We start from the raw sequence: 20,194 nt of genomic DNA on the forward strand, positions 1-20,194 counted from the left end.
AGTTTATCATGGTTAATTTTTATTGATCAAGCCAAACGCGGCCATCAAGCCCCCAGGCCTGCCTGTTTGGTATTCTGAACCAGTTTATTATTTGTGCCGGGATATCGTCCGTTTGCGGAACAAATATGGCAAGCGCCCCTGCAGGCGGCGGACATATGAGGTCATTAAAATCTTCCCATTGATAATTTCCCTTCAATTGAAAATCACGGGCCTGCGGGCCAACATCCCTTATCTTATCTCCCTGTCCGTCGGTACCGGGCCAGTAGGCCGCCAGGAAAGAATAATAAGGATGCCCCTCGCTAATCGACGTTTCGCAGGCATAGTTACCAATCACAGCATCAGGAACATCAACTTTAAAGAATCGAATATCACTTACATACACATCTGGCGTGCCATGACCTGTACCATTTAAAAAGCCTAATTTTAGAGGGCTATTGTTGCTGAAGCTGCCGGATGAGGTTACTTCCAGTTCATTATTGAAAACCCCGTCGGTATACGTTCTGATATATCGCTTACCGGCACGTATCTCGCATTTAACGCTAAGATTTTGCCATCTGCCTTTTTGCAGATCGCCACCGCGGCATTGGTGATAATCGTTATCGTTGGTACCCCTCATTTCAAAATACCAATAAGCATCTTCGAGATAAATTACCCAACCTACACCGGGGTGGCCACTTGACCACTCTTTCCTTTTACCCAAAATACTTGGCCAAAAGAATTTGTCTTCATTTTTTTTGACCTTTAGCTCAATGGTGAATTTGGTGGTATCGTCCAGGTTAAAAATATCGGCGGTATCTATCTGCGCCCTTACACCCGTATCTTTTAAACGTACGGTGCGCCCCAGGTATCTATTACCTGTAAATGGCTTACCTATTACCCGCTGTTTATATTTTGGATTATAATAAATAGTGAAGGTATTTGCGGCTGTGTTGCTAAAAACCGTATTATCATCCTGATTAGCAGGAAAAGCAAACTTACCACCACCGCTTGAGGCTATCACAACCAGCCAATCTTCGTTGGCATAGTTCTTCCTGTTTTTAAGGGCGGTTATGATCTCGCCTATGTAACGGTCAAATTTTTCTATAGCAGCTTTGTACTGAGACTTTGAATTATCATATCCGTATTGGGCTCCAGCTTCATCAATATCGTTAAAATGCCCTACGATCAATTGTGCCGTATCGGTATTAAGATCACTGACAACAGCAGTTTTGATTTGTTCGTCGGTATCAAATAACTGGCTTATCGCAGCACCTTGCGTCAGCTTGTTTTTAAAAACAGCCGAAGACGAAAACGACACGACTTTAGCGTTTGGTTTTTCTTCTTTTATCCGTTCAAAAAAAACCGGGTAAGTGGCCAGGTTGTTACCTGTAAGATCATCGGATAAAATCTTGTGTTTTTCTTTTTTTACACCGGTAAGCATATTGGCCCAATTGCTTACGTCACGGGTGGAGTCCGGATCGCTCAATGCAACCCAACTATAAATAGAATTGGGCAGCAATGCCTTAATATTGGGTACATTGGCGGCGTTTACAGATGCCCCCCTCGCTCCGTCAACAATGAGGTAGAGTACTTTACGTTCGCCAAATGATGCTTTGGCCGTGTCTGTATAATTTTTATCGGGCAGGGTGCGTACAAAATCCTTATTACATGATATTGCTGCTACAGCCAATGCACAAATGATCGAAAAAATTATTTCTTTATATCTTTTCCTGTTCCGCATCTTTTTATAAATTATAGGTTCTCTTAAAATTTATTCAATGGTTACGCGTATGATATTACTAACCTGTATGTTGTCAAACCGATAAAATCCGCCTATCAGCAGCAATGCTCTTTTTCCGTCGGTCGATTTTGTTTGTATAATATCATTCAAGGTACCGGAGAATGGTCCGGTAGTATTATAATTCCCTGCCAGCTCGCCTTTACCGTTTAATACCATAAAGCCGTTACGGGTAACGTTATCATACTTTTTAAAACTACCGCTAACTACAATCAGCCCATCATCAAGCTGGCGGGCAAAACCCGGGTAACCCCCTTCAAATAGTTTAGGTGTAAAAGTTTGGTCAAGGGTGCCATCGGTATTGAGCAGGGCCATTCCCATAGCCGGTTTGCCATCGTATGACCTGAATATCCCAGTTATGAAATATTTTTTTGTAACAACGTTGTACGTTAATGATGAGATAATATTATCGGCACCTGTACCGGTTTTGAAAGATGCGTCTATGGTACCATCTGGACTTAACCGAACCAGGCGGCCTGCGGCCTTCTGATCAAATGTGGTAAAGTTTCCAAATACAACCAATTTCTCCATCTGATCGGCATCAGTATGCATATATGAGTCAATTGGCCCGTTTGCCGAAGGCTGACCTTTGTTGGTGGTAGCATTAAAGCGATAGGTTTTATCCAGCGATCCATCCAGATTAAAACGGAGCACCTGCCGTATTTCAGTACTGTCCAATATTACTGTGTCACGAGTAAAATCATGATTATGTTCGGTATAAACCCGGCTCACATAATATCTGAAGTTACCGGTTGCCGTTATCTTGTTCTGGTGCTTATATATCCGGCTTATAAAATCGTTGGTTCCACCGTTGAATCTTGGGAAATACTTGGTTGTATCTGTTTGCGACGGCCTTCTGTAGGTTTTTATACCGATCGTATCAACGCTGCCATCAATATTTAAACTGGTGATATTGCTGATATTTTCGGTACGCTGATTGTAGCCGCTAAAACCTCCCGCAATAATATATCTGCCGCCAAGTTCAACAACCCTGGATAAGGCGCCATTTGCTGCTTTCCCGGTTCTGAATGTACGGTCGAGTTCCCCATCGGCTGATGTTCTTACAATCCTGTTAAGCGGGGTAATAATTCCTTTGTTATCATAATTGGTAAACCAGCCAAGTACCAGGTTTCGCCCATCAGCAAGCGTATATACCTGGTTCACGTAATTATTTGCTCCGGCTGTAGCTCTAAACGAAGGATCGATGTTAATTAATCCGTTCACCTTAAATATCGGGCCGATTACCAACTGATTATCTATGGCGATGGAGGTAATACCAGTGCTGCCAAACGGAGGCACCTTTACTTTAATGGTCGATTCCGTTACTTCAGTAACCTGCCCGGGCTCACCATTGAACATAAACTTTATTTTGTCCTTAAAAGGTATAAGCCCGGTAGCGCTAAAGGTTACCTCGGTACCCACCGCGCCAGTTGCAGGCACAGGTGCCGCATCCCTGCTCAGGGTAACACCTAATGGCGGTTTCCCGTCTCCGTAAGGATCCGAAAACTCTGTTTTATTTTTTTTACAGGCCTGCATAGCAAATACTACCAGGGCAAGCGTTATGATGTAGTTAATTCTTCTCATGTTTCAATTCATTACCATTGAAAAATCATTTATACTATTAATTAGATGGATGAAGTCCTGCAAAATAAATCTCATCATAAAAGTCGGTGGCATTAAATCCAAAGTACGCCTCGTTGTATTGCAGGGTATGTACTACCCCGTTTTTTGGCTTAATATCAGAGGAGGATATATTGGTGCGAAAAACAGCATTTTCGGCATTATTGATATCATATATATAGCCTATTACCAGTGTACGCGGACCAATATATTTTACGTTATTGGCATCGCCATATATCACCCCAATGTTCAGCACATCCCCACTGTAAGAGTAATATAGTGCGCCCGGATACTGGTTTTGCAGGGTAAAGTCTATCTGCGGATAATCCTTAAGCCTGTTGATACCCTTAAACATATACCGTTCTAAATATTTTCTCCATATCGCGGGATCGATGTCTGACAGTTTTTTGACGGTATCGCGCCCAACCTCAAACAAAAAGTTATTTAATGAACCCTGGGTTTTGTTGTTACCGATGGTCCTTTTGATTACATCGTCGTCAGGCGCAAAAAAGGTAAAATCGGTATGGCGAAAGGTATCTTCCATTCCGGCCAGCTTTACTATCTGGGCAATGGTATCAAACGGAACCGCCTTATCCTGCAGATATTGCAGCATGTCTCCCGGATAATCAGCGTTGGCTTTACCCCCGTCCTTGTAATATTCATCGCGCTTGCAGCTGGTGAACAGCAGTAATAAGCCCGCAAAAACAATAATTATATTTTTCATATTTCTTATCATTACTCTTTAGAAATAGGTTAGTTACCTCCGTTTATCCAATACATGTTCAATGACATGAAAGGGTTATTGGCAAGCGCGTTGCCGTTGAGCGGCCATGTCCAGGCACCGCGGTTAAACTTGTCTAATGTCAGTACATCATATGACCATTCGCTGTTCATGATCCTGCGGGTGCGCACCATGTCAAAATAGTGATGTCCCTCGCCCATTAGTTCGCGTGATCTCTCCAGGAAAATAAAATCTTTAAGATCCTGCCCGCCACCACCTGTATAGCGCGAAGCCTCGGCGCGGTCCCTAACTTTGTTAACCATGGCAATTGCGGCGTCGTCCTCTCCCAGTTCGGCCATAGCTTCTGCGCACAGCAATATCTCGCCAGCATACCTGAATATCATAAAAGTGTTATCCGGATTGGCATCCTCTTCGCCGGTAGCAAAGGCATTCTGGGCAAATTTGAGCATCATGAATTTCCCGTTGTCGGCATATATATCCGAGTTAAACCATATGGAAACCCGCTTGTCTGCTGTGCCAGGATATAACTTTTGCATGTATTCGCCCCGGTAATAGGCAAAGCTTATCCTATGGGTATATTCGGGTCTTTTATAAGGATAATGGAGAAACATATCGCCTACCGGTGCAATGGCGGCATTCTGGTCGCCGTAGTTAATACTGCGGTAAAACTCAAAAAGGCTTTCGTCCGATCTTCCTTTGATAACCGTTGCCCATTCGGTTAACGGCAGTAACCTGTAAGCATTGCTCTTAACAAGCTCCTGCCCCAGGTCGGCGGTTTCCTGGTAGTATTTAGTTGCATTTGGTTTATCGAAGCCGGCATTCCACATATCCATATTCATGACAAGCGCTATCATGCTGCCCCTGGTGGCACGCACGCCTTTTAATGCGGGGTCGGCATAGGTCCAGGGTAAACCATCTTTATATTTTTTAAGGTCGGCGATACATTTATTTAAAACAGATACCATGTTTTCACGTGGTAAAGCTGTTGAATGAAACGCATCGGTATAATAAGGCACATCGCCATAAAGCCTGACCATAAAGAAGTAAGCCAATGAGCGTATAAAAGCTGCTTCGCCTTCAAACTGCATTTTCTCGGTTTCGGTTACGCCGGGTACGCCTGTTTCCAGCTTTGAGATCAGGATGTTAGCGCTTTGTATCACCTGATAATAACCGGTCCAATCGGTGATCAAACCAAAGTTGTAGAAATTCCATGGCGGGTTTCCGTTTATAAGTCCCAGCAGGTCATTCCTGCCAAGTACCTCTACAAATGCGCGTGCGGGTCCAAGATCGGCTTGTGGTTCATACAGCACTTCACCAGAGCGGTACTCGCCGGTAGCGCCAATAAAATGCGTTTCATTGATCTTACCGAAGAAGGTCCTCGACATATCATAAATATTGGCAACAACGTCGTCTTTTGAACGGTAAAAGTTATTACCCGTTAATTTGTCAATGGGCTGTACGTTTAAAAACTTCTTACAGGAAGGTAAACACAAGCTTACTGCCGCTGCTAAAATGTATATCACACTTTTTTTCATGATCCTGAGTTTTATTTACTTGTATTGAGTTCGATATTTAAACCTAAGTTATAAGTACGCGGTACTGGATATCCGCTTGATGCATCCCGGCCAAGAGAGGTCACGTTCTCGGGGTTGGGGCCATTATATCCTGAAAATGTGACGAGATTATTGGTGGAGAAATAAAGCCTTACATTGTTGAATCCAAGCTGTCGTACAAAACGGCGATTAAACATATAAGAGAAGGTAACCGTATTGATCTTTAAGTATGATCCATCCTCCTGCCACAAGGTTTGATCAGGACGTAGCGGTTGTATCTGGTTAAACCTCGAAAATGAATAAGGATTAGGATATACCGAGTGGTCTCCGGGTTTACGCCAAATGTCCAGGTTATCCAACGGCACCACGGCTAATAATGCATATGGATCGCGCATGATGGACAACCTGTCAGACAAGGCATTATTTAAAATTGTTCGTTTGGCTGTATAAGTAGCGTAAATATTTAACCCGAAATTTTTATAGTTGATATTTGTTGATATACCACCTGTAATTAAAGGCTGCGAGTTACCGGTTATTTCATAATCCCGGCTATCAAGTATATAGTCGCCGTTAACATCTTTATAAATCGGATCACCGCCTTTGAAGGCAAGTCCGTTGGTTTGATATTTTTTACCCGTTACAGGGTCAACAGGCACGTTGGCATCGGTTGAATAAACACCCTGGTTGATAATCAGGTAATTTGACAGCGTATTTTTACCCACTCTGAAAACAATATGCTGATTATTATTATAATCAAATTTGATATACTGGCCGTTATACTCGGCGGGCAAACGCAGCAAATAATCCCGATTAATGGCCCCGTTAAATGATACGGTCCAGTTAAAATCTTTAGCGGTTATTGGTCTTACGGTTACCATCAGTTCATAACCATAGTCAGCAATGGACACATCGTTACTTGTCTTTTTCTGAAAACCTGTGCTATTAGGCAAAAACCTGTCGAACAACAAATTATCCACTTTTTTATAGTAGGTATCAAAACTCAGGTCAACCTTACCTTGCCAAAGCGTCATATCAAAGCCCAGGTTGTACTGTGTAGTGGTGGTTGGTTTTAATCCGGGGTTGGGTATAAACTCATAGTTGACACCAATGGTTGGGTTGTTGTTGAAATTACCATTCAGGTTATACAAACCATAAATACTTTGCAAACTGCCCGTTGGCACAATATTCTGGCCCCAGGTTAACCTTAAACCTCCGGAGGTTAGCCAATCCCAGTTTTTAAACCAGTTCTCTTTGTAATAGTTCCATCTGAAACCGGCGGCGGGGTTTTTTGAGTACGGATTCTCCAAACCGTTGGAGGATGTACCATCCAAACGGTACGAGAGCTCCAGTACATATTTCTTTTTATAATCGTAATTAAATGAGCCGGCAAATGACGCGATAGTAGCATTTTTATAATTTGACAGCACACCTCCACCTCTTGAATTATAAGGGTCGAACCCTATTGGGCCCTGCAATTGGTCATTCGGGATCCTGGTTTGCCTGATAATACCACTTTGCCCCCCCTGCTTATATATTTCATTAAATGTATTGATGAATATGGTATGATCTACACCGAAAGTTTTGGCATAAGTGATAGCATTACGGTTATATAACGTGAAATTACGGCCTTCAAAATCATATATCTGTGCAAATTGGGCATTTGCAGCAGCGGGTGTAAATGTTGATTCGGCATCTGAAGTATAATCATAGCTGATGCTTGACGATACAGCAAACCCGGGAAGAAACTCATAACGACCATCGATATTAGTGCGTAAATTTCTCGTATTGTTGCTGTTATTGGTTTGCAAGGCTGATATTACTCCATCGGGCGAAAGATAAAATGAAGGGGGCGGCAGCAAGGTAGAAGCCTGCCCGTTTTCGGCCACTCCCTGTTGCAATAAGCCAACTCCATCACCCTTGGCCTGACTACCTAACGAACCGAATAGAGAACCGAAGAACCTGAATTTATCATTTGGCTTAAACTCCATGTTCATGTTCATGTTATACCTGTCAAAACCTGTGTTCTTGATAACCCCTTTTTCTGAATAGTATCCCATATTCACTTTATAGTTAAAGCGTTCGTTCCCGCCATCAAGGGCTATGTTATGGCTTTGATTATGGGTTGTGCCATAAAAAATGGACTGCCAGTTTGTGGAGTTGTTCCAGTAGGCGTTTAAACTATCTGCCAGGAAACCGGTTTTACCCAGTTTTCTAAGCTCATCAATGATTGTGGTGTTGGCCAATATCTGCTGGATTTTTGCCTGACGCTCCGCATTCCCCCCCAATGTTTCACGCAATTTTGGCGTCGCGTTAACAAAAAAGTTACCGGTATACCGCACTCTTGGTACTTTTGAGTTTCCGCGTTTAGTGGTTATGATGATTACCCCGTAAGCTCCCCTTGACCCATACATAGAGGTTGCCTGTGCATCTTTCATCACCTGTATACTTTGGATATCCTCTACAGGTATTAGTGATAAAGGGCTCACGCCCGGCCCCTGTGTCTGAAAACCAAACTCAGCTGCCTTATCAGCATCCAAAGGCACCCCGTCAATAATATACAAGGGGGATGTGGGTTGTAAAAACGACTCGCTACCACTGCCTGTTACACTAAGTGTTGACAAACCACGTACCTGAACCGAACCCCTGAAACCCGGGGCACCCGTATTATTCTGAACATTTAACCCGGCAACTTTACCTTGCAGCAGGTTCTCAACATTTGAAGTTGGAACATCCTGGATATCCTTAGCTGTTATGGTTACCGAAGCGCCGGGGGTTGTTTCTTTATTCCTGTTCTGGTAGGCTACAATGATAACCTCATTTAGCCCTTTTTTGTCTTCAGTTAATGTTACGGTTATGTTTTTTTGCCCGGGTTCGGGTTTGACTTTTTCCGAAACAAAACCAATAAAAGTAAACATAAGCGTGGAGCCGGCTGGTACGGTAACAGTAAACTTTCCCTTGATATCGGTTTGGGTCAAACCCTTATTACCCATGTATATATTTACACCTGGCAAGGTCTTATTGGTCGATTTTTCGACCACTGTACCGCTAATGGTTACATTTTGCGCTTGCGCAAGAACGTTTATGCAGGAGAAGATCGTGCAAACAACAAGCGCTATATAAAATAGTATGCGTTTTCTCATCGTGATAAGTTTTAAATTCGGTTATTCGTCTTCAAACTTTGGATTGTCCTTTAAAAAATGGAACACTATCTCCCAGTCGCCCTTTTTATATATGGCAAAATCAATCCCGAAACTTGCCACTACCCTAATACCGCCAAAACCAATTCTTGAGTATTTAAATTCGGCATGGTCCCGGGTGCCTCCAGGCGCGTAAACAGTAGGTATTTCCACTAAAGGGATTGGGTAGGCAACATCATATTGTACATAGGTTGCGGTTTTTTGCATGTTAAACCCGTGTACTATTTTATCCCACGTTGTTTCGTTAAATAAAGCGGGATTCATGGCTACCGAATCTTTGCTCAGAAATTTGAACCTTAGCGAATTCCCGGTCCCCCCGGTAAAGGGACGTATATAAACCACCACATCCTTTTTGTCATCATTACTTTGCAGGGCGATATCGCTAGTTGCGCCTATCACACCGTTTAAAAATGGCCTGATATAATTTCTGCTTGCGGGGTTGTTAGGTGTTTTAGGATGCGGGGCGGGCCCACCGGAGTAAATATTAAAATCATCAGAAGGCTCATACGGGCGCTCGCGAAATGGGCGTACCTGCAGGTCCCTTATAACCGTACTGCCGCCTGTGTTACTTATCCTAACATCAAAATAACGTGTATCCTGCGAAAAATTGGTACTATCGGCTGGTCGCGGTTTAATCAGTTCATTAGTAGATGATGCCCACATAATAAACTCGCCAGATGAGCGCACCTCAAATAAAGGATGCTCTTCCAGCTTTCTTTTCGCTTCTATTTCGGCAAGACTTTTTTCAAGACCATTGTAAGGCGCTATCCACACATAAGCAGGCTTTTTCTGAAAAAGATCAGAAACAGGCCTACCGTCGCCAAAACGCGCGTTAATTATCTCAAACTTTATTGGTTGTGTGGAATTGTCCCCATTAAACCCACCCATTAAAGTAGTACGCCCTAAAATGGGGTCAAAAACTTTATTGCTGTAGTTCACGTTCGAACTCAGGTAATCCTTTTCGTCGGGAATATTATATATCTTTTTACAACTGCTGAGCGCTGCAACAGCAAACACGATAGCTATAAATCCTTTTTTTACGAATATTTGCATCTGTTTCTTTTTTTTCATTGCATTGATATTTTGATCTTCCATAGCTTACTTCACTTTATTTATGGTCCACTCGGCCAGTTGGAAAAGGCCCCCGTCGCGTAGTTCTGTAATGTCTACGCGGTAGAATTTATAAGCTGTAGTATTAGGGCACCTGAAAACTTTTGTCTGGTATCGTTCTTCAAAGAAGAAATTACTCCTGCGGTCGAGTTCAGTCCATATCTTGCCATCATTTGAACCTTCGTAAGTCCACGCTTTGGGATCGCGTTCTGGAGCATCATTAGCAGATGTAAGTGTGTAAACCCCTGACACCTCGGGTTCATTCAACTCAAACTGCATCCATAAACGTCCCTGAAGATCGGCAAGGAACTTGGTATGGTCATCACCGTCAATTACCTTTTTAGAGCCTTCGCCATTATCTGGGCCACCATTGTTATCCCTTAAAACTGTAAGCTTGCCCCCTATCAAGGCCATCAGATTTGGTGGTGGCGGAACAAATGTTAACCGCGATACAAATTCATCAAAGCCGAAAATATGATCGGGGCTCACGACATGCACAATGCCATTGCGGGTGCTGATATTATTAGATCCGGTTGTTGTGGTTGCCCAATTTCTGATAAACTTGCTTCGTTTGGTATTACTGTATTCAATAACGTCGGGGCCGCCGCCTGTGAGTCCCGATGCTGATATTTTAGAAACCCGGCCATGCATCGGATATCCAAAACGTACACCATAAAGATCAAGCCCATCCTGCAAAAGCAGAGAATCTGTTGTACGTTTGCCCCTGATAATATAGTACGAAACCATGGTATCCAGCTGCACACCATCAATATTGGCCAAAAACAACGGATCTTTATCACCTTGCCGTCTTAGCGTATTCAGGTTGTTAAGTGCCAGCTGAAAACTTGAATTTGTAACCGCAAAGAGCGTAACATTACTATCCGCAAGCGTTTGCTTTAAGCCCGTCCTATCTATAACGGCCAGCAGTGAATCGTATACCCCGGGCTTACTTTTCAAATATTCATAGGTATTACCTGAGAATTTTGTACTAATGTCAATGGCATTATGATAACCGCCATCTTTTTTGCAGGCGCTTTGTAACAGTATTACCAGCAGCAATGGCTTTAAAGCGCTCATATATTTTATTAGTTTTTTCATATATGGTCTGTTTATTTCCAAAATGGGTTTTGTGTTAATAGGTTATTCTGAGAAATAAGCCTGCGCGATACCGGCCAGTATATACCCTGCGAATTGATGAGTTTCAGAAATGCAGGGTTGTTTTGCTTGATCTTGTTATAGCGAACCAGATCATACCATCTATGACCTTCGCCCAAAAGTTCGCGATGCCGTTCCTTAAATATTAAATCAATGATGTCCTGGCCGAAATCAATTTCGGTTATCCCTCTTCTGGTCATTACCACCGTTAATTCGTTTTCGGCACCAGTCAAATCGCCTAAAACAGCCAACGCTTCGGCCCTGAGGAGCGTGATATCTTCAATTCTTGTAAAAATTAATGCGCTGGTAAAGTATCGGAATGTTGGGTCGGATACCCCTCCCAGAATAACCTTTACTTTACTGAAAATTGGGTACTTACCGTTAATATTGGTAAAGTATCTTTCTGACCGAGGCTGGCCAAGGGTGTCTATACTAAAGCGTTCGTCCTTCGGCTGATCAAATATTTTCAGAATAGTATCTTTCGGCATATAGACATCAGGAATTTTTTTATTCACCACAGGCTCGGCCAGGGTCAGTTCCTCCAGGTGCCCGGTTACCGATCCGTCGATATGCCCCCAATCGGAGTTAAAACCAAACACCTGGCTCGTGTTCTTATTAAAAAAGAAGCCGTTTGATTTGGTAAGATCTTCGGTGTTCTGGTAACTGATACCGCTTTTGCCATAGTTGTCCTCCACAAATTTGGTGTATGTGGCCACATCGGTATAATTACCCTGCCATGCTGCTACGTGTGCCAAAACCGCATAAGCCGTATTTTTTGTAGCCAGAGCCCCGCCCCACCTGGTGGCATCCTCATTGTAATAATTACCAGGCTGTTGAATGTCGTTATTACTATAAACAAAAGGCATATCAGCTGAGGCTTTAAGTATTTCCTCCTGGGCCCATACTAATATTTTACTGCCGTTCTCGCGCGGCTGGTTTTCAAACTTACCATCATGAGATGAAGTGATAAATGGTACATCTCCCCATATCCTTACCATATAGAAATAAGCAAAAGCCCGTAAAAAGCGCACCTGGGCAACATCAACCTTCAGGTAGTTATCAGTATAGCGCTTATCGGCAGCTTTTACGTCGCCAATACGTTCGAGAAAAATATTTGCGGCATTAACTATTGCATAAAACCGTGTCCAGTCAGACAAGGCATCAATAGTGGGATAGGATGCATTTAATTGGTTACCCGCTATTGCCTTCAGGTCCTGCCGGTTAGGGCTGATAAACTCACCGGTCCTTACATCGCCATAAAGCCAGTGCCCGTTATTATCAGATAAAGCTGCGCGGGTGAGCGCGTAAACCCCCAATAGGCCGGCGCGTGCATCTTCAAGCTTATTCCACATATTTTTTTCACCAACAACTCTTGATGAATCAATATCCAGCGTTTTATTACAGCTCATCAATGCCGTTACAAACAGCAGCACAATACATGATATCTTTTTCATTTTTACAACATGATTTTTGTGATCGTTCTTCATATCATAATTCCATTTTTACACCCAAGGTGTATGTTCTTGGTATCGGCAGGCCATAACCGGTATCATAACCATCATAGTTTACCAATTCAGGATCCTGTCCCGTATAAGGTGTTATGGTAAACACATTATTTGCGGTTACATACACGTAAAACCTGGTGAGTTTGATTTTCTTCAGGTGCATAGCCCTGGTAAGGTCGTACCCTATTGAAATTGTTCTTAATTTCAGGAATGAGGCATTTTCAAGAAAAAGATCCTGATCAACACGGTACGGAATGACGGTGCTCCATGGATTATACAAAGGATACTTGCTGTAGTCGCCGCGTTTTTCCCAGAAGGTGATCTCTTTAACAGAATTAACATCGCTGTTACCTTCTCGATTAATAAAATCAAAGCGGTTTGCCATCTCCTGATGAATGAGGTCACGGCCCAGATTGAAATAGAGGTTTACGTTTAGGTTCCAGTTACCATACCTGAAAGTGTTATCATAACCGCCTGATATGCGCGGCATTGAGTGCCCTTTCAGTGTTTTATCATTGTTATCAATCACATTGTCGCCGTTTATATCACGCCATCTGGGGTCGCCGGCATGTAAAGCGATACCATTATATTTAAGCGGCTGACCGTTTATAACAGGTATTTCACTTTCTGATTTGTAAATGCCGTCGTTTGTCAATAACCAGTACTGATCAACCGGACTCCCCACCTTTAAAAGCTTATTATCTATCGTAATTTGGCTTAAGCCTCTTGGTAGTGCCTTCAGTTTATTGGCGTTATGGTTCAGATTTAAAGACGATGCCCATCCAAATTTTGTATTCCGGATAATATTGGCCGATACAGACACATCGATACCGCTGTTGTTGAGAGCCATGCCACTTTCTATCGACTGCTTATAGCCATACTCTGCAAAGGCAGGGATACCGATCAACAGATTCTTTTCCTGTTTCAGATACCAATCAACCGAGAGGTGTAAACGATTATTAAGCAAACTTGCATCGGTACCCAGGTTAAGCTGATTTGAATACGACCAGGGAATTCCATAACCTACCCATCCGGTGGAGTAAGGCCTTGCTAGCACGCCAATCGCGTTATATCCCGGTACAGTTAAATTGCCAGTATAACCTACCGATGCCGTATATTGCGGCCCCTGTGAATAGTTATCAAACGTGTTAAGGCGGCCTAACCGACCCACGCTTGCACGCAAGACAAGATCACTGATGATAGCAGTACTGTTAAGCAGTTCTTTCTTAACATTCCAGGCCGCAGATAATACCGGGGAGTAAAACCACCGGTTGGTAGGTTGCGCGTTTGATGAGCCATCTGCACGTACCGTTGCCGATAAAAAATATTTTTCTTTAAATGAATAATCGGTTTTAGCGTAAAAAGAAACCAGATTGTCCTTGGTCTTATCCAGAAAACGATAGGTTAATTCGCGGAAAGGCCGTGGTATTCAGATAATCAGGGTTATCAGAACCATCCGGGTTCTTGGGATTTGAGACTAAAAGGTTAATTTTGATATAGTCATTTACTCCTTTGTATGCATAAGCATTACTATACTTATAAATGTCCCATTGGGTTGATTGCCCGAGTTCAAAATGAAAATCATGTACTTTATTTACCGTCAGATCATAGGTTGCCCGGTTATCGGCCATAATACGCTGGCTAAAGCCAAAGTAGTTGGAGGCATAGCTGTTGCCCTGTAAAAGTGTACGCGCATAAAATACATCGCGATACCCTTCATTATAATCCACATTAAAGCTTGTTACAAACTTAAATTTCCCAAGGTCGATACCTATTTTAGCATAACCATCGACGATATTGTTCTTATTGTTATCAAAACTTTTTTTGTATTGTTCCAGGTAATCGGCATAAAAATCTTTATTTGGCGGCAGCGGCGCACTTAGATCGGGGAAGTAATTGATCTGTGCAAACCGGTCGCGCAGGTATTTATTGCGTTGCCGCTCAACCCGGTTAGCATTTACCATGGCCGAAAAAAGCAGCCATTTTATGGGCTTCATATTGATGTTGAACATGGCACTATATCGGTTTAGCCCTGTGCCATCAGCTACACCATCACTTTTCAGATCACCCAATGAGAAACGGAAATTGGCCCGGTCGGTTCCTCCGGAGATACCGAAGTTAATGCCGTAAACCACCGCGTTGCGATAATAGAGATCGCTCCAATCAGATTTTCCGCTATAAACGTTATTTAACGAATCGCTCAGATAAATGGGATAATTCTCATCGTCAGAATATCTGCCATTGGTTGTATAAAGGTCGTAAAAGCGCTGCCTGAAAGCGTTTTCATATTTACCGTTTATAGTAATTACATGCGGGCGCTGTGCCAAACCTATATAGGAATCAAAAGTGATACTTTTGGCGGCTACAGGGGTTTTGGATGTCAAAACAATAACACCGTTAATTGCCCGCGGGCCATAAATTGCCGTAGCCGACAAATCTTTTAACACCGCAATCGAAGCGATATTATTCATATCGATATCAGCAAACGGATTGGTAGCCGTCCCCATCCGGTTATAGTTATAAAGCTGTACATCGTATGCAAAAGGGTGCTCTGTTACGAGCGGGATACCATCCAGTACAACTAATGGCTGCGATTGGTAAACATCCTTGGGAGAAAGCAACGGCATAGGTACTCCCCTTATAAACATATTTTGCATAGTACCCGGTTCACCGGAAGGCTCCTGTACATATAACCCGGCAAATTGTCCTTTTAATAGCTGCTGCAGGGAAACACCAGGAAACGTTGAAAGATCATAAGGTTTTTTGATAACACTGTCGGCCAGTTTATTATAAACAGTATGTCTTTTAATAATATTTATACTGTCTTCTAATAATGAGTCTTTAACTACAGTATCCCGGCGGATGTGAGCATTACTATTAAGTTTTATATTGCTTTTTTTACCCTCATTCCCCTTGGCTAAGCCAGTAGGTGCACATGTGGTAATTGCAGCAAAAACCACAAGGCACAGCCATAAGTATCGCATAATTAATGGATCTTTAGATTGATGAAATAAAAATTTGTGATTTAAAGGGCCATATCCTTTAGTGCCCGCAAGTGGTTTATGCGAACGTAGGATGCCTTTAGATTAAGTAGCATGTAATTCTTTTCCCATAGTGGTGATTTTGAGAAAAAAGAACACGAAATCAAAAATAATCTGCAGGAATATTCTTGACAACAGTGCATAGTTGTGCACTCACAGGCCTATCATCAGGATGACGGAACCATAGTGTTCTCTTCCCTATCAGTGATTAGGTTAATTAATAAATGCTTTTAGCATCTAAAAACTCAAAGGAGTTTTCATGGATGACTCCCTATCAGGTTATTAATTCCGGGAAAGTTTGGTACAGGTAAATCAGGTTCTTCATGTCAGTGATATTGGTTAATTTAATAAGTACATAAATCTCAAAAGGAAGTCTTTCAGGCAGACTAAACTATTGACAGTAACATATTTTTTACAATTGGTTTTAACAAATATAATTAACAAAAACGTTTTACCAAGTGATATTAAAAAAATAATACATTTTTATTATTTCAATTAAAAACAATCGATCCATATTGAAAAAATGACAAAAAAAAGACTATTTACTTGACTCATTTTAAAAATATTTTAATGTCGACGACAGTATAACGCCTTAACAATGGGTTAAAATGAGGTTTATCAATGGTTAAAACAGTCATAAAATGTAGTCTATACAGTTTAAATTAAAATATTCCGATTCATACACATAATTCTCATAATCTGCACTGAACATTTCGATAAAGGAATATACTCAGACCAGGCGAACAAAAAAACATATTTCTTTAAAATTAATACTGCGCAGATGGTTTCATATCTGTGGGAGTAATTTATAAGTAGTTAAAAACCGGCTTATCAAAAGCCTGACTTTACCTAATTACTAAAGTGACAAGTTTAAAGTGAATATCATAATATTGATAAATACCTAATTTTATTAATTAATAAAGGTTTTAGAAAAATAGCTATTGCTCTATACTAAATTTCAAAATCCTTAACAGGTTAGATTATAGAATCTTAGGTGATTGTTAAAATGCATAGACAAACAGCTATATCATTCCATTCTTCCAAAACAGAAATTAAATAACTATAAATGAATAATTTACATATATTTTCTTCAAGCCTAACATGATTTGCTTTTTTTGAGTACTATCAGGGCGAGACTGTTGTCGTAATATATTTTACAGCATCTTTTTTGGGGTAAATTCAAGTATTCTCCTAGATTTCGGTATGACGATTTTTGTACGTTTAATCATAATTAGTTTGGCACTCATCATTTCATGTGTATGCTATTTTAGGCTGTTCTATTTAGCTGGATAGTCCTGACGAAATTTCTCTTTGTGACGGTGCCGGTGCTGAGATTGACTAAATCCTCTTATCAAGACAAAAAAAGCCGCTTTTTAGTGTAAAAGCAGCTTTTTAGAAGTGCGCCCACCTGGGCTGCTATGATATCTTTGTAAGTAGCTAATTATCAATCGCTTCTGAAGTTAACCACCACGCCGATTGGGCGTTTTACTCGTTTACCTCTTTCGCTTACCCAAATATACGAAAAATTGCTGGTTGTCAATAACAAAAAAATACTGGATTCCAGGTTCGTGCCCAACCCAGGCTACTATTCTATATTAAGAAGATAACGTGTTGATTATAAGCGAATAATTGATTGATTGAAAATTACTCGTTGATAAAAATGTGCGCGCGATGGTAGCGAATATTCTCCCCATCTAGGGCGTGATCTGCCTTGAAAGTCACCTTTTCGTATTCCCCACCCAAAACTTCAAATTCATCGGTTAAAGTGAGAATTCCTTTATCCAACATGACATGGTGATTAGGGCATAAACACAAGAGATTGTCAGCTTTATCAAAGCCGTTGTGTGGCTTGCCTAGAGGTTTAATATGGGCAGCTTCGGCGTAGCCAATTCCTTTGATGGTAATGCGAAGACCGCAGATCTGGCAGGTATAATCGTAAAGTGCTTTCAGTTCCCGTGAAAGTTTGGTATCCCTTACGATACGGAGAACGGTACTAGTCTGCCTTTTACTATCTTCATTACCGGCAGGTAGTGATTGAATCGGTTCAGGCGGCATGGTGGAACCAGGTTGGATTTTTTGCAGGCGGTAACGGCAGATTAAAAAACCGTCTTTCCCACGATCTTCGAAATGCTCGGTCACTTGATAGAGACCACCATATACAAAGCCTGACTTTGGGCTAAAAGCAGAATGGTGCTTATAGCCACGTGTTACCCTAACCGGTAAGGCATGTAGTTCACTGACCAATAAAGCTTTGTTACCAGGACTTTCCCAACTCTGATCTTTGATTTGTCTTCCGGTATTGGGATCATTACCACCATGACCGGTATAAATGATCTCGTCTCCTAAGTCAAAGTCATCCACATAACCGCCATTTAAAACAATAGAAGATGCGCCCTGGCGCGGATTTCCATCGATACCACCCATGAGCACTTTATGAATGCCAGCCTCGGTTAGAGCTTTTCGATTCGGAAAAATATCGCCCTCTTCCAGATCGGGTAAGGCACCAAAAATATACGTGGTCATTGAATTGAAATTAGATAAGGTAAAAAAGGTCGGTCTGCTGGGGCAAAATTAAATTGATCAAATTCACTGAGACTGATCCATTCGACTAGATCATGATCATGCAATTGGATATCTCCGTTCAAATAAGAACAATGATAAGCTTTCAAAACAATGGAAATTTGATCGTAGTGATGAATACTTTCCATCAGGAAATGATTCACTTTAACTTCAATGGCTAATTCTTCTTTGAGCTCTCTTAATAAACAAGCTTCCGGTGTTTCTCCCACCTCTATTTTTCCACCCGGGAACTCCCAAAATCCGGCTTGAGATTTATGTGCCGCGCGCCGAGCGATCAATAATTGCCCTTCTTTAAAAATTACTGCGGCGGCTACAGGGATTATATTTGGCTTAGACATCTATTTAATTCGAAGATATGATTTGTCCATTAAAAATATGGATCTTTTGTAAGTGCAGTTTTAAATTCAATGTTTAAGCAAATAATACTTATTTTCAAATAGATTCGAATTAGTGATCGCGTATTTTCTTAATCTTGCATATTAAATAAACCCTAAACACATGAATAAGGTCTTGTTGGTGTTAACCAGTCATTTGAATTTTTTAAAGGAGAATCATTGTGGGCTATAATTTCTACGGTTTCAACCCTTTGGATTTTGAAGAATTGGTACAGGCTTTATTTCAAAGATTACTGGGCAACAGCTCGTTGGTATACGGCATTGGTGCAGATGGTGGAAGAGAGCTGAGTTTCCTAGGACGCGCATCATTTGCTTCACCACAAGAGTTTCATGAAGGGCTTTGGATTGTGCAGGCTAAATTTCGCTCGCGAGGTGGAGTGATCCAGCTTGATCATTTCCTGCCGCGCAGACAGTTCGTGCAGCCGGTAACTAAAAAATCCCTCCAGGCCCAGCAAAACCGAGAGGCCCAGGATCAAAATTAATTTCGGGATAAAAACTATTCTCATCATTATAGGTCAGCTATACCCCTATATAATATCATGCCATTACGCTTGAACAGGCAAAACCAGTAATTTTCCTTGCCGCTGTAGTTTTTTTTGAACAGATTTCAGATCGGAGTAGCCAGAAGTCTTCGCAGATAAATAAAACAGAGATGATTCAAAACAAATGTTATTTTTAAAGATCTTTTTTACCAGTTTGAACATCAAATAACAAGGTTAATTAATCTTTTAAATAACTTTACCTGATTTAATCATACGTACGCCAAAAGGGCGATGTATAAATGAATAAAAACAATTAACTTATTCATTTATGCTACAACGGATAAAAGAGGAAGAAGTAAATTCAGATGAGGCCCGACAGCGACAATTTAATTACCACGAATGATTCCGAACTTTGGGATCTGTTTCGTGATGGTAATGATGCTGCTTATACACAATTGATCAAAAAATATTCAAAGCCACTATTTAATTACGGGTACCGCATTTGCCAGGATAAGGATTTTTTGAAAGATTGTATACAAGATGTTTTCCTGGAGCTTTGGAACAGGAGGCTCCGGATCAGTTCGACGCCGGCAGTAAAGTGGTATTTATTCAAGGCAGTAAGGTTAAGAATATTTCGCGAACAAAGTAAATGGAACCGTGGCGAAGAACTCGATGAGAACTATGAATTTTTAGTTGAATTTAACATCGAATCAAAGATCATTACCAATCTTGAAAGCGCAGAACTCACAACAAGAATAAAACATATTCTGAATGCCCTCCCACCGCGTCAGCGGGAAATTATGTATTTGAGGTTTTATGAAAACCTCGATTTCGATAACATTTCGCAGATCATGGAAATCAGTAAGCAATCTGTACATAACCTGCTGCAAAAGGCATATAAAAACTTTCGTTCCGAATGGATTATCCTTCTCGCAGTGTTTTTAGCCTCCTGAACTAATAAATTACACAACTGTTAATCAGGTAATTACTAACTAATTCTTAAAATTATTCATTTTTTTACTTTTCAGAGGGGTAAT

14 protein-coding genes are annotated in these 20,194 nt (G+C 41.4%); 2 read left to right on the plus strand and 12 right to left on the minus strand.

All coding sequences use genetic code 11. The annotated features are described in order from the left end of the window. Positions 1 to 19: 19 nt before the first annotated feature. The 12 genes from SNE25_RS19565 to SNE25_RS19620 form a co-directional block, all read right to left on the minus strand. Entirely contained in the window at positions 20 to 1,720 is a 1,701-nt protein-coding gene (locus SNE25_RS19565; protein WP_321560686.1) for an alkaline phosphatase family protein, read from the minus strand. Positions 1,721 to 1,750: 30 nt separating this feature from the next. Beyond that, complete coding sequence (locus SNE25_RS19570; RefSeq protein ID WP_321560687.1) at positions 1,751 to 3,361, minus strand: DUF5008 domain-containing protein; 1,611 nt, start codon at positions 3,359 to 3,361, stop codon at positions 1,751 to 1,753. Between the two features lie 37 nt (positions 3,362 to 3,398). Then, complete coding sequence (locus SNE25_RS19575) at positions 3,399 to 4,121, minus strand: hypothetical protein (RefSeq protein WP_321560688.1); 723 nt, start codon at positions 4,119 to 4,121, stop codon at positions 3,399 to 3,401. Positions 4,122 to 4,150: 29 nt separating this feature from the next. Next, on the minus strand, positions 4,151 to 5,674 hold the full coding sequence (locus SNE25_RS19580) for a RagB/SusD family nutrient uptake outer membrane protein (protein ID WP_321560689.1): 1,524 nt from the start codon (positions 5,672 to 5,674) through the stop codon (positions 4,151 to 4,153). Positions 5,675 to 5,685: 11 nt separating this feature from the next. Beyond that, positions 5,686 to 8,832 (minus strand): SusC/RagA family TonB-linked outer membrane protein, encoded by a 3,147-nt coding sequence (locus SNE25_RS19585; protein WP_321560690.1) that lies wholly within the window; start codon positions 8,830 to 8,832, stop codon positions 5,686 to 5,688. A gap of 21 nt (positions 8,833 to 8,853) precedes the next feature. Beyond that, positions 8,854 to 9,960 carry a DUF5007 domain-containing protein gene (locus tag SNE25_RS19590; RefSeq protein WP_321560691.1) on the minus strand — a complete coding sequence of 369 codons (1,107 nt, stop codon included), beginning with the start codon at positions 9,958 to 9,960 and terminating at the stop codon, positions 8,854 to 8,856. A 27-nt stretch (positions 9,961 to 9,987) separates the two neighbouring features. Next, on the minus strand, positions 9,988 to 11,097 hold the full coding sequence (locus SNE25_RS19595; RefSeq protein WP_321560692.1) for a fasciclin domain-containing protein: 1,110 nt from the start codon (positions 11,095 to 11,097) through the stop codon (positions 9,988 to 9,990). 11 nt (positions 11,098 to 11,108) lie between these two features. Beyond that, entirely contained in the window at positions 11,109 to 12,641 is a 1,533-nt protein-coding gene (locus SNE25_RS19600; RefSeq protein ID WP_321560693.1) for a RagB/SusD family nutrient uptake outer membrane protein, read from the minus strand. Position 12,642: 1 nt separating this feature from the next. After that, positions 12,643 to 13,842: a SusC/RagA family TonB-linked outer membrane protein gene (locus SNE25_RS19605; protein WP_321560694.1), complete on the minus strand. Its 1,200-nt coding sequence runs from the start codon at positions 13,840 to 13,842 to the stop codon at positions 12,643 to 12,645. 202 nt (positions 13,843 to 14,044) lie between these two features. Further along, a complete protein-coding gene (locus SNE25_RS19610) occupies positions 14,045 to 15,643 on the minus strand; it encodes a TonB-dependent receptor plug domain-containing protein (protein WP_321560695.1) in 1,599 nt (532 codons plus the stop codon). A gap of 1,701 nt (positions 15,644 to 17,344) precedes the next feature. Continuing rightward, on the minus strand, positions 17,345 to 18,223 hold the full coding sequence (locus tag SNE25_RS19615; RefSeq protein ID WP_321560696.1) for a YDG/SRA domain-containing protein: 879 nt from the start codon (positions 18,221 to 18,223) through the stop codon (positions 17,345 to 17,347). Beyond that, positions 18,220 to 18,618 (minus strand): (deoxy)nucleoside triphosphate pyrophosphohydrolase, encoded by a 399-nt coding sequence (locus SNE25_RS19620; RefSeq protein WP_321560697.1) that lies wholly within the window; start codon positions 18,616 to 18,618, stop codon positions 18,220 to 18,222. The genes SNE25_RS19615 and SNE25_RS19620 overlap by 4 nt, the downstream gene beginning before the upstream one ends. Before the next feature lie 218 nt (positions 18,619 to 18,836). Between SNE25_RS19620 and SNE25_RS19625 the strand changes: the two genes are divergently transcribed. Next, on the plus strand, positions 18,837 to 19,157 hold the full coding sequence (locus SNE25_RS19625; protein ID WP_321560698.1) for a hypothetical protein: 321 nt from the start codon (positions 18,837 to 18,839) through the stop codon (positions 19,155 to 19,157). A gap of 365 nt (positions 19,158 to 19,522) precedes the next feature. Then, positions 19,523 to 20,110: an RNA polymerase sigma factor gene (locus tag SNE25_RS19630; protein WP_321560699.1), complete on the plus strand. Its 588-nt coding sequence runs from the start codon at positions 19,523 to 19,525 to the stop codon at positions 20,108 to 20,110. The last annotated feature ends 84 nt before the right edge of the window (positions 20,111 to 20,194 follow it).

Origin of the sequence: Mucilaginibacter sabulilitoris (assembly GCF_034262375.1) — a bacterium.
Classification (GTDB): domain Bacteria; phylum Bacteroidota; class Bacteroidia; order Sphingobacteriales; family Sphingobacteriaceae; genus Mucilaginibacter; species Mucilaginibacter sabulilitoris.

Coding starts and splice junctions, on each gene's coding strand:
- SNE25_RS19565 (WP_321560686.1), bottom strand. CDS start 1,720: ATGCGGAACAGGAAAAGATATAAAGAAATAATTTTTTCGATCATTTGT.
- SNE25_RS19570 (WP_321560687.1), bottom strand. CDS start 3,361: ATGAGAAGAATTAACTACATCATAACGCTTGCCCTGGTAGTATTTGCT.
- SNE25_RS19575 (WP_321560688.1), bottom strand. CDS start 4,121: ATGAAAAATATAATTATTGTTTTTGCGGGCTTATTACTGCTGTTCACC.
- SNE25_RS19580 (WP_321560689.1), bottom strand. CDS start 5,674: ATGAAAAAAAGTGTGATATACATTTTAGCAGCGGCAGTAAGCTTGTGT.
- SNE25_RS19585 (WP_321560690.1), bottom strand. CDS start 8,832: ATGAGAAAACGCATACTATTTTATATAGCGCTTGTTGTTTGCACGATC.
- SNE25_RS19590 (WP_321560691.1), bottom strand. CDS start 9,960: ATGAAAAAAAAGAAACAGATGCAAATATTCGTAAAAAAAGGATTTATA.
- SNE25_RS19595 (WP_321560692.1), bottom strand. CDS start 11,097: ATGAAAAAACTAATAAAATATATGAGCGCTTTAAAGCCATTGCTGCTG.
- SNE25_RS19600 (WP_321560693.1), bottom strand. CDS start 12,641: ATGAAGAACGATCACAAAAATCATGTTGTAAAAATGAAAAAGATATCA.
- SNE25_RS19610 (WP_321560695.1), bottom strand. CDS start 15,643: ATGCGATACTTATGGCTGTGCCTTGTGGTTTTTGCTGCAATTACCACA.
- SNE25_RS19615 (WP_321560696.1), bottom strand. CDS start 18,223: ATGACCACGTATATTTTTGGTGCCTTACCCGATCTGGAAGAGGGCGAT.
- SNE25_RS19620 (WP_321560697.1), bottom strand. CDS start 18,618: ATGTCTAAGCCAAATATAATCCCTGTAGCCGCCGCAGTAATTTTTAAA.
- SNE25_RS19630 (WP_321560699.1), top strand. CDS start 19,523: ATGAGGCCCGACAGCGACAATTTAATTACCACGAATGATTCCGAACTT.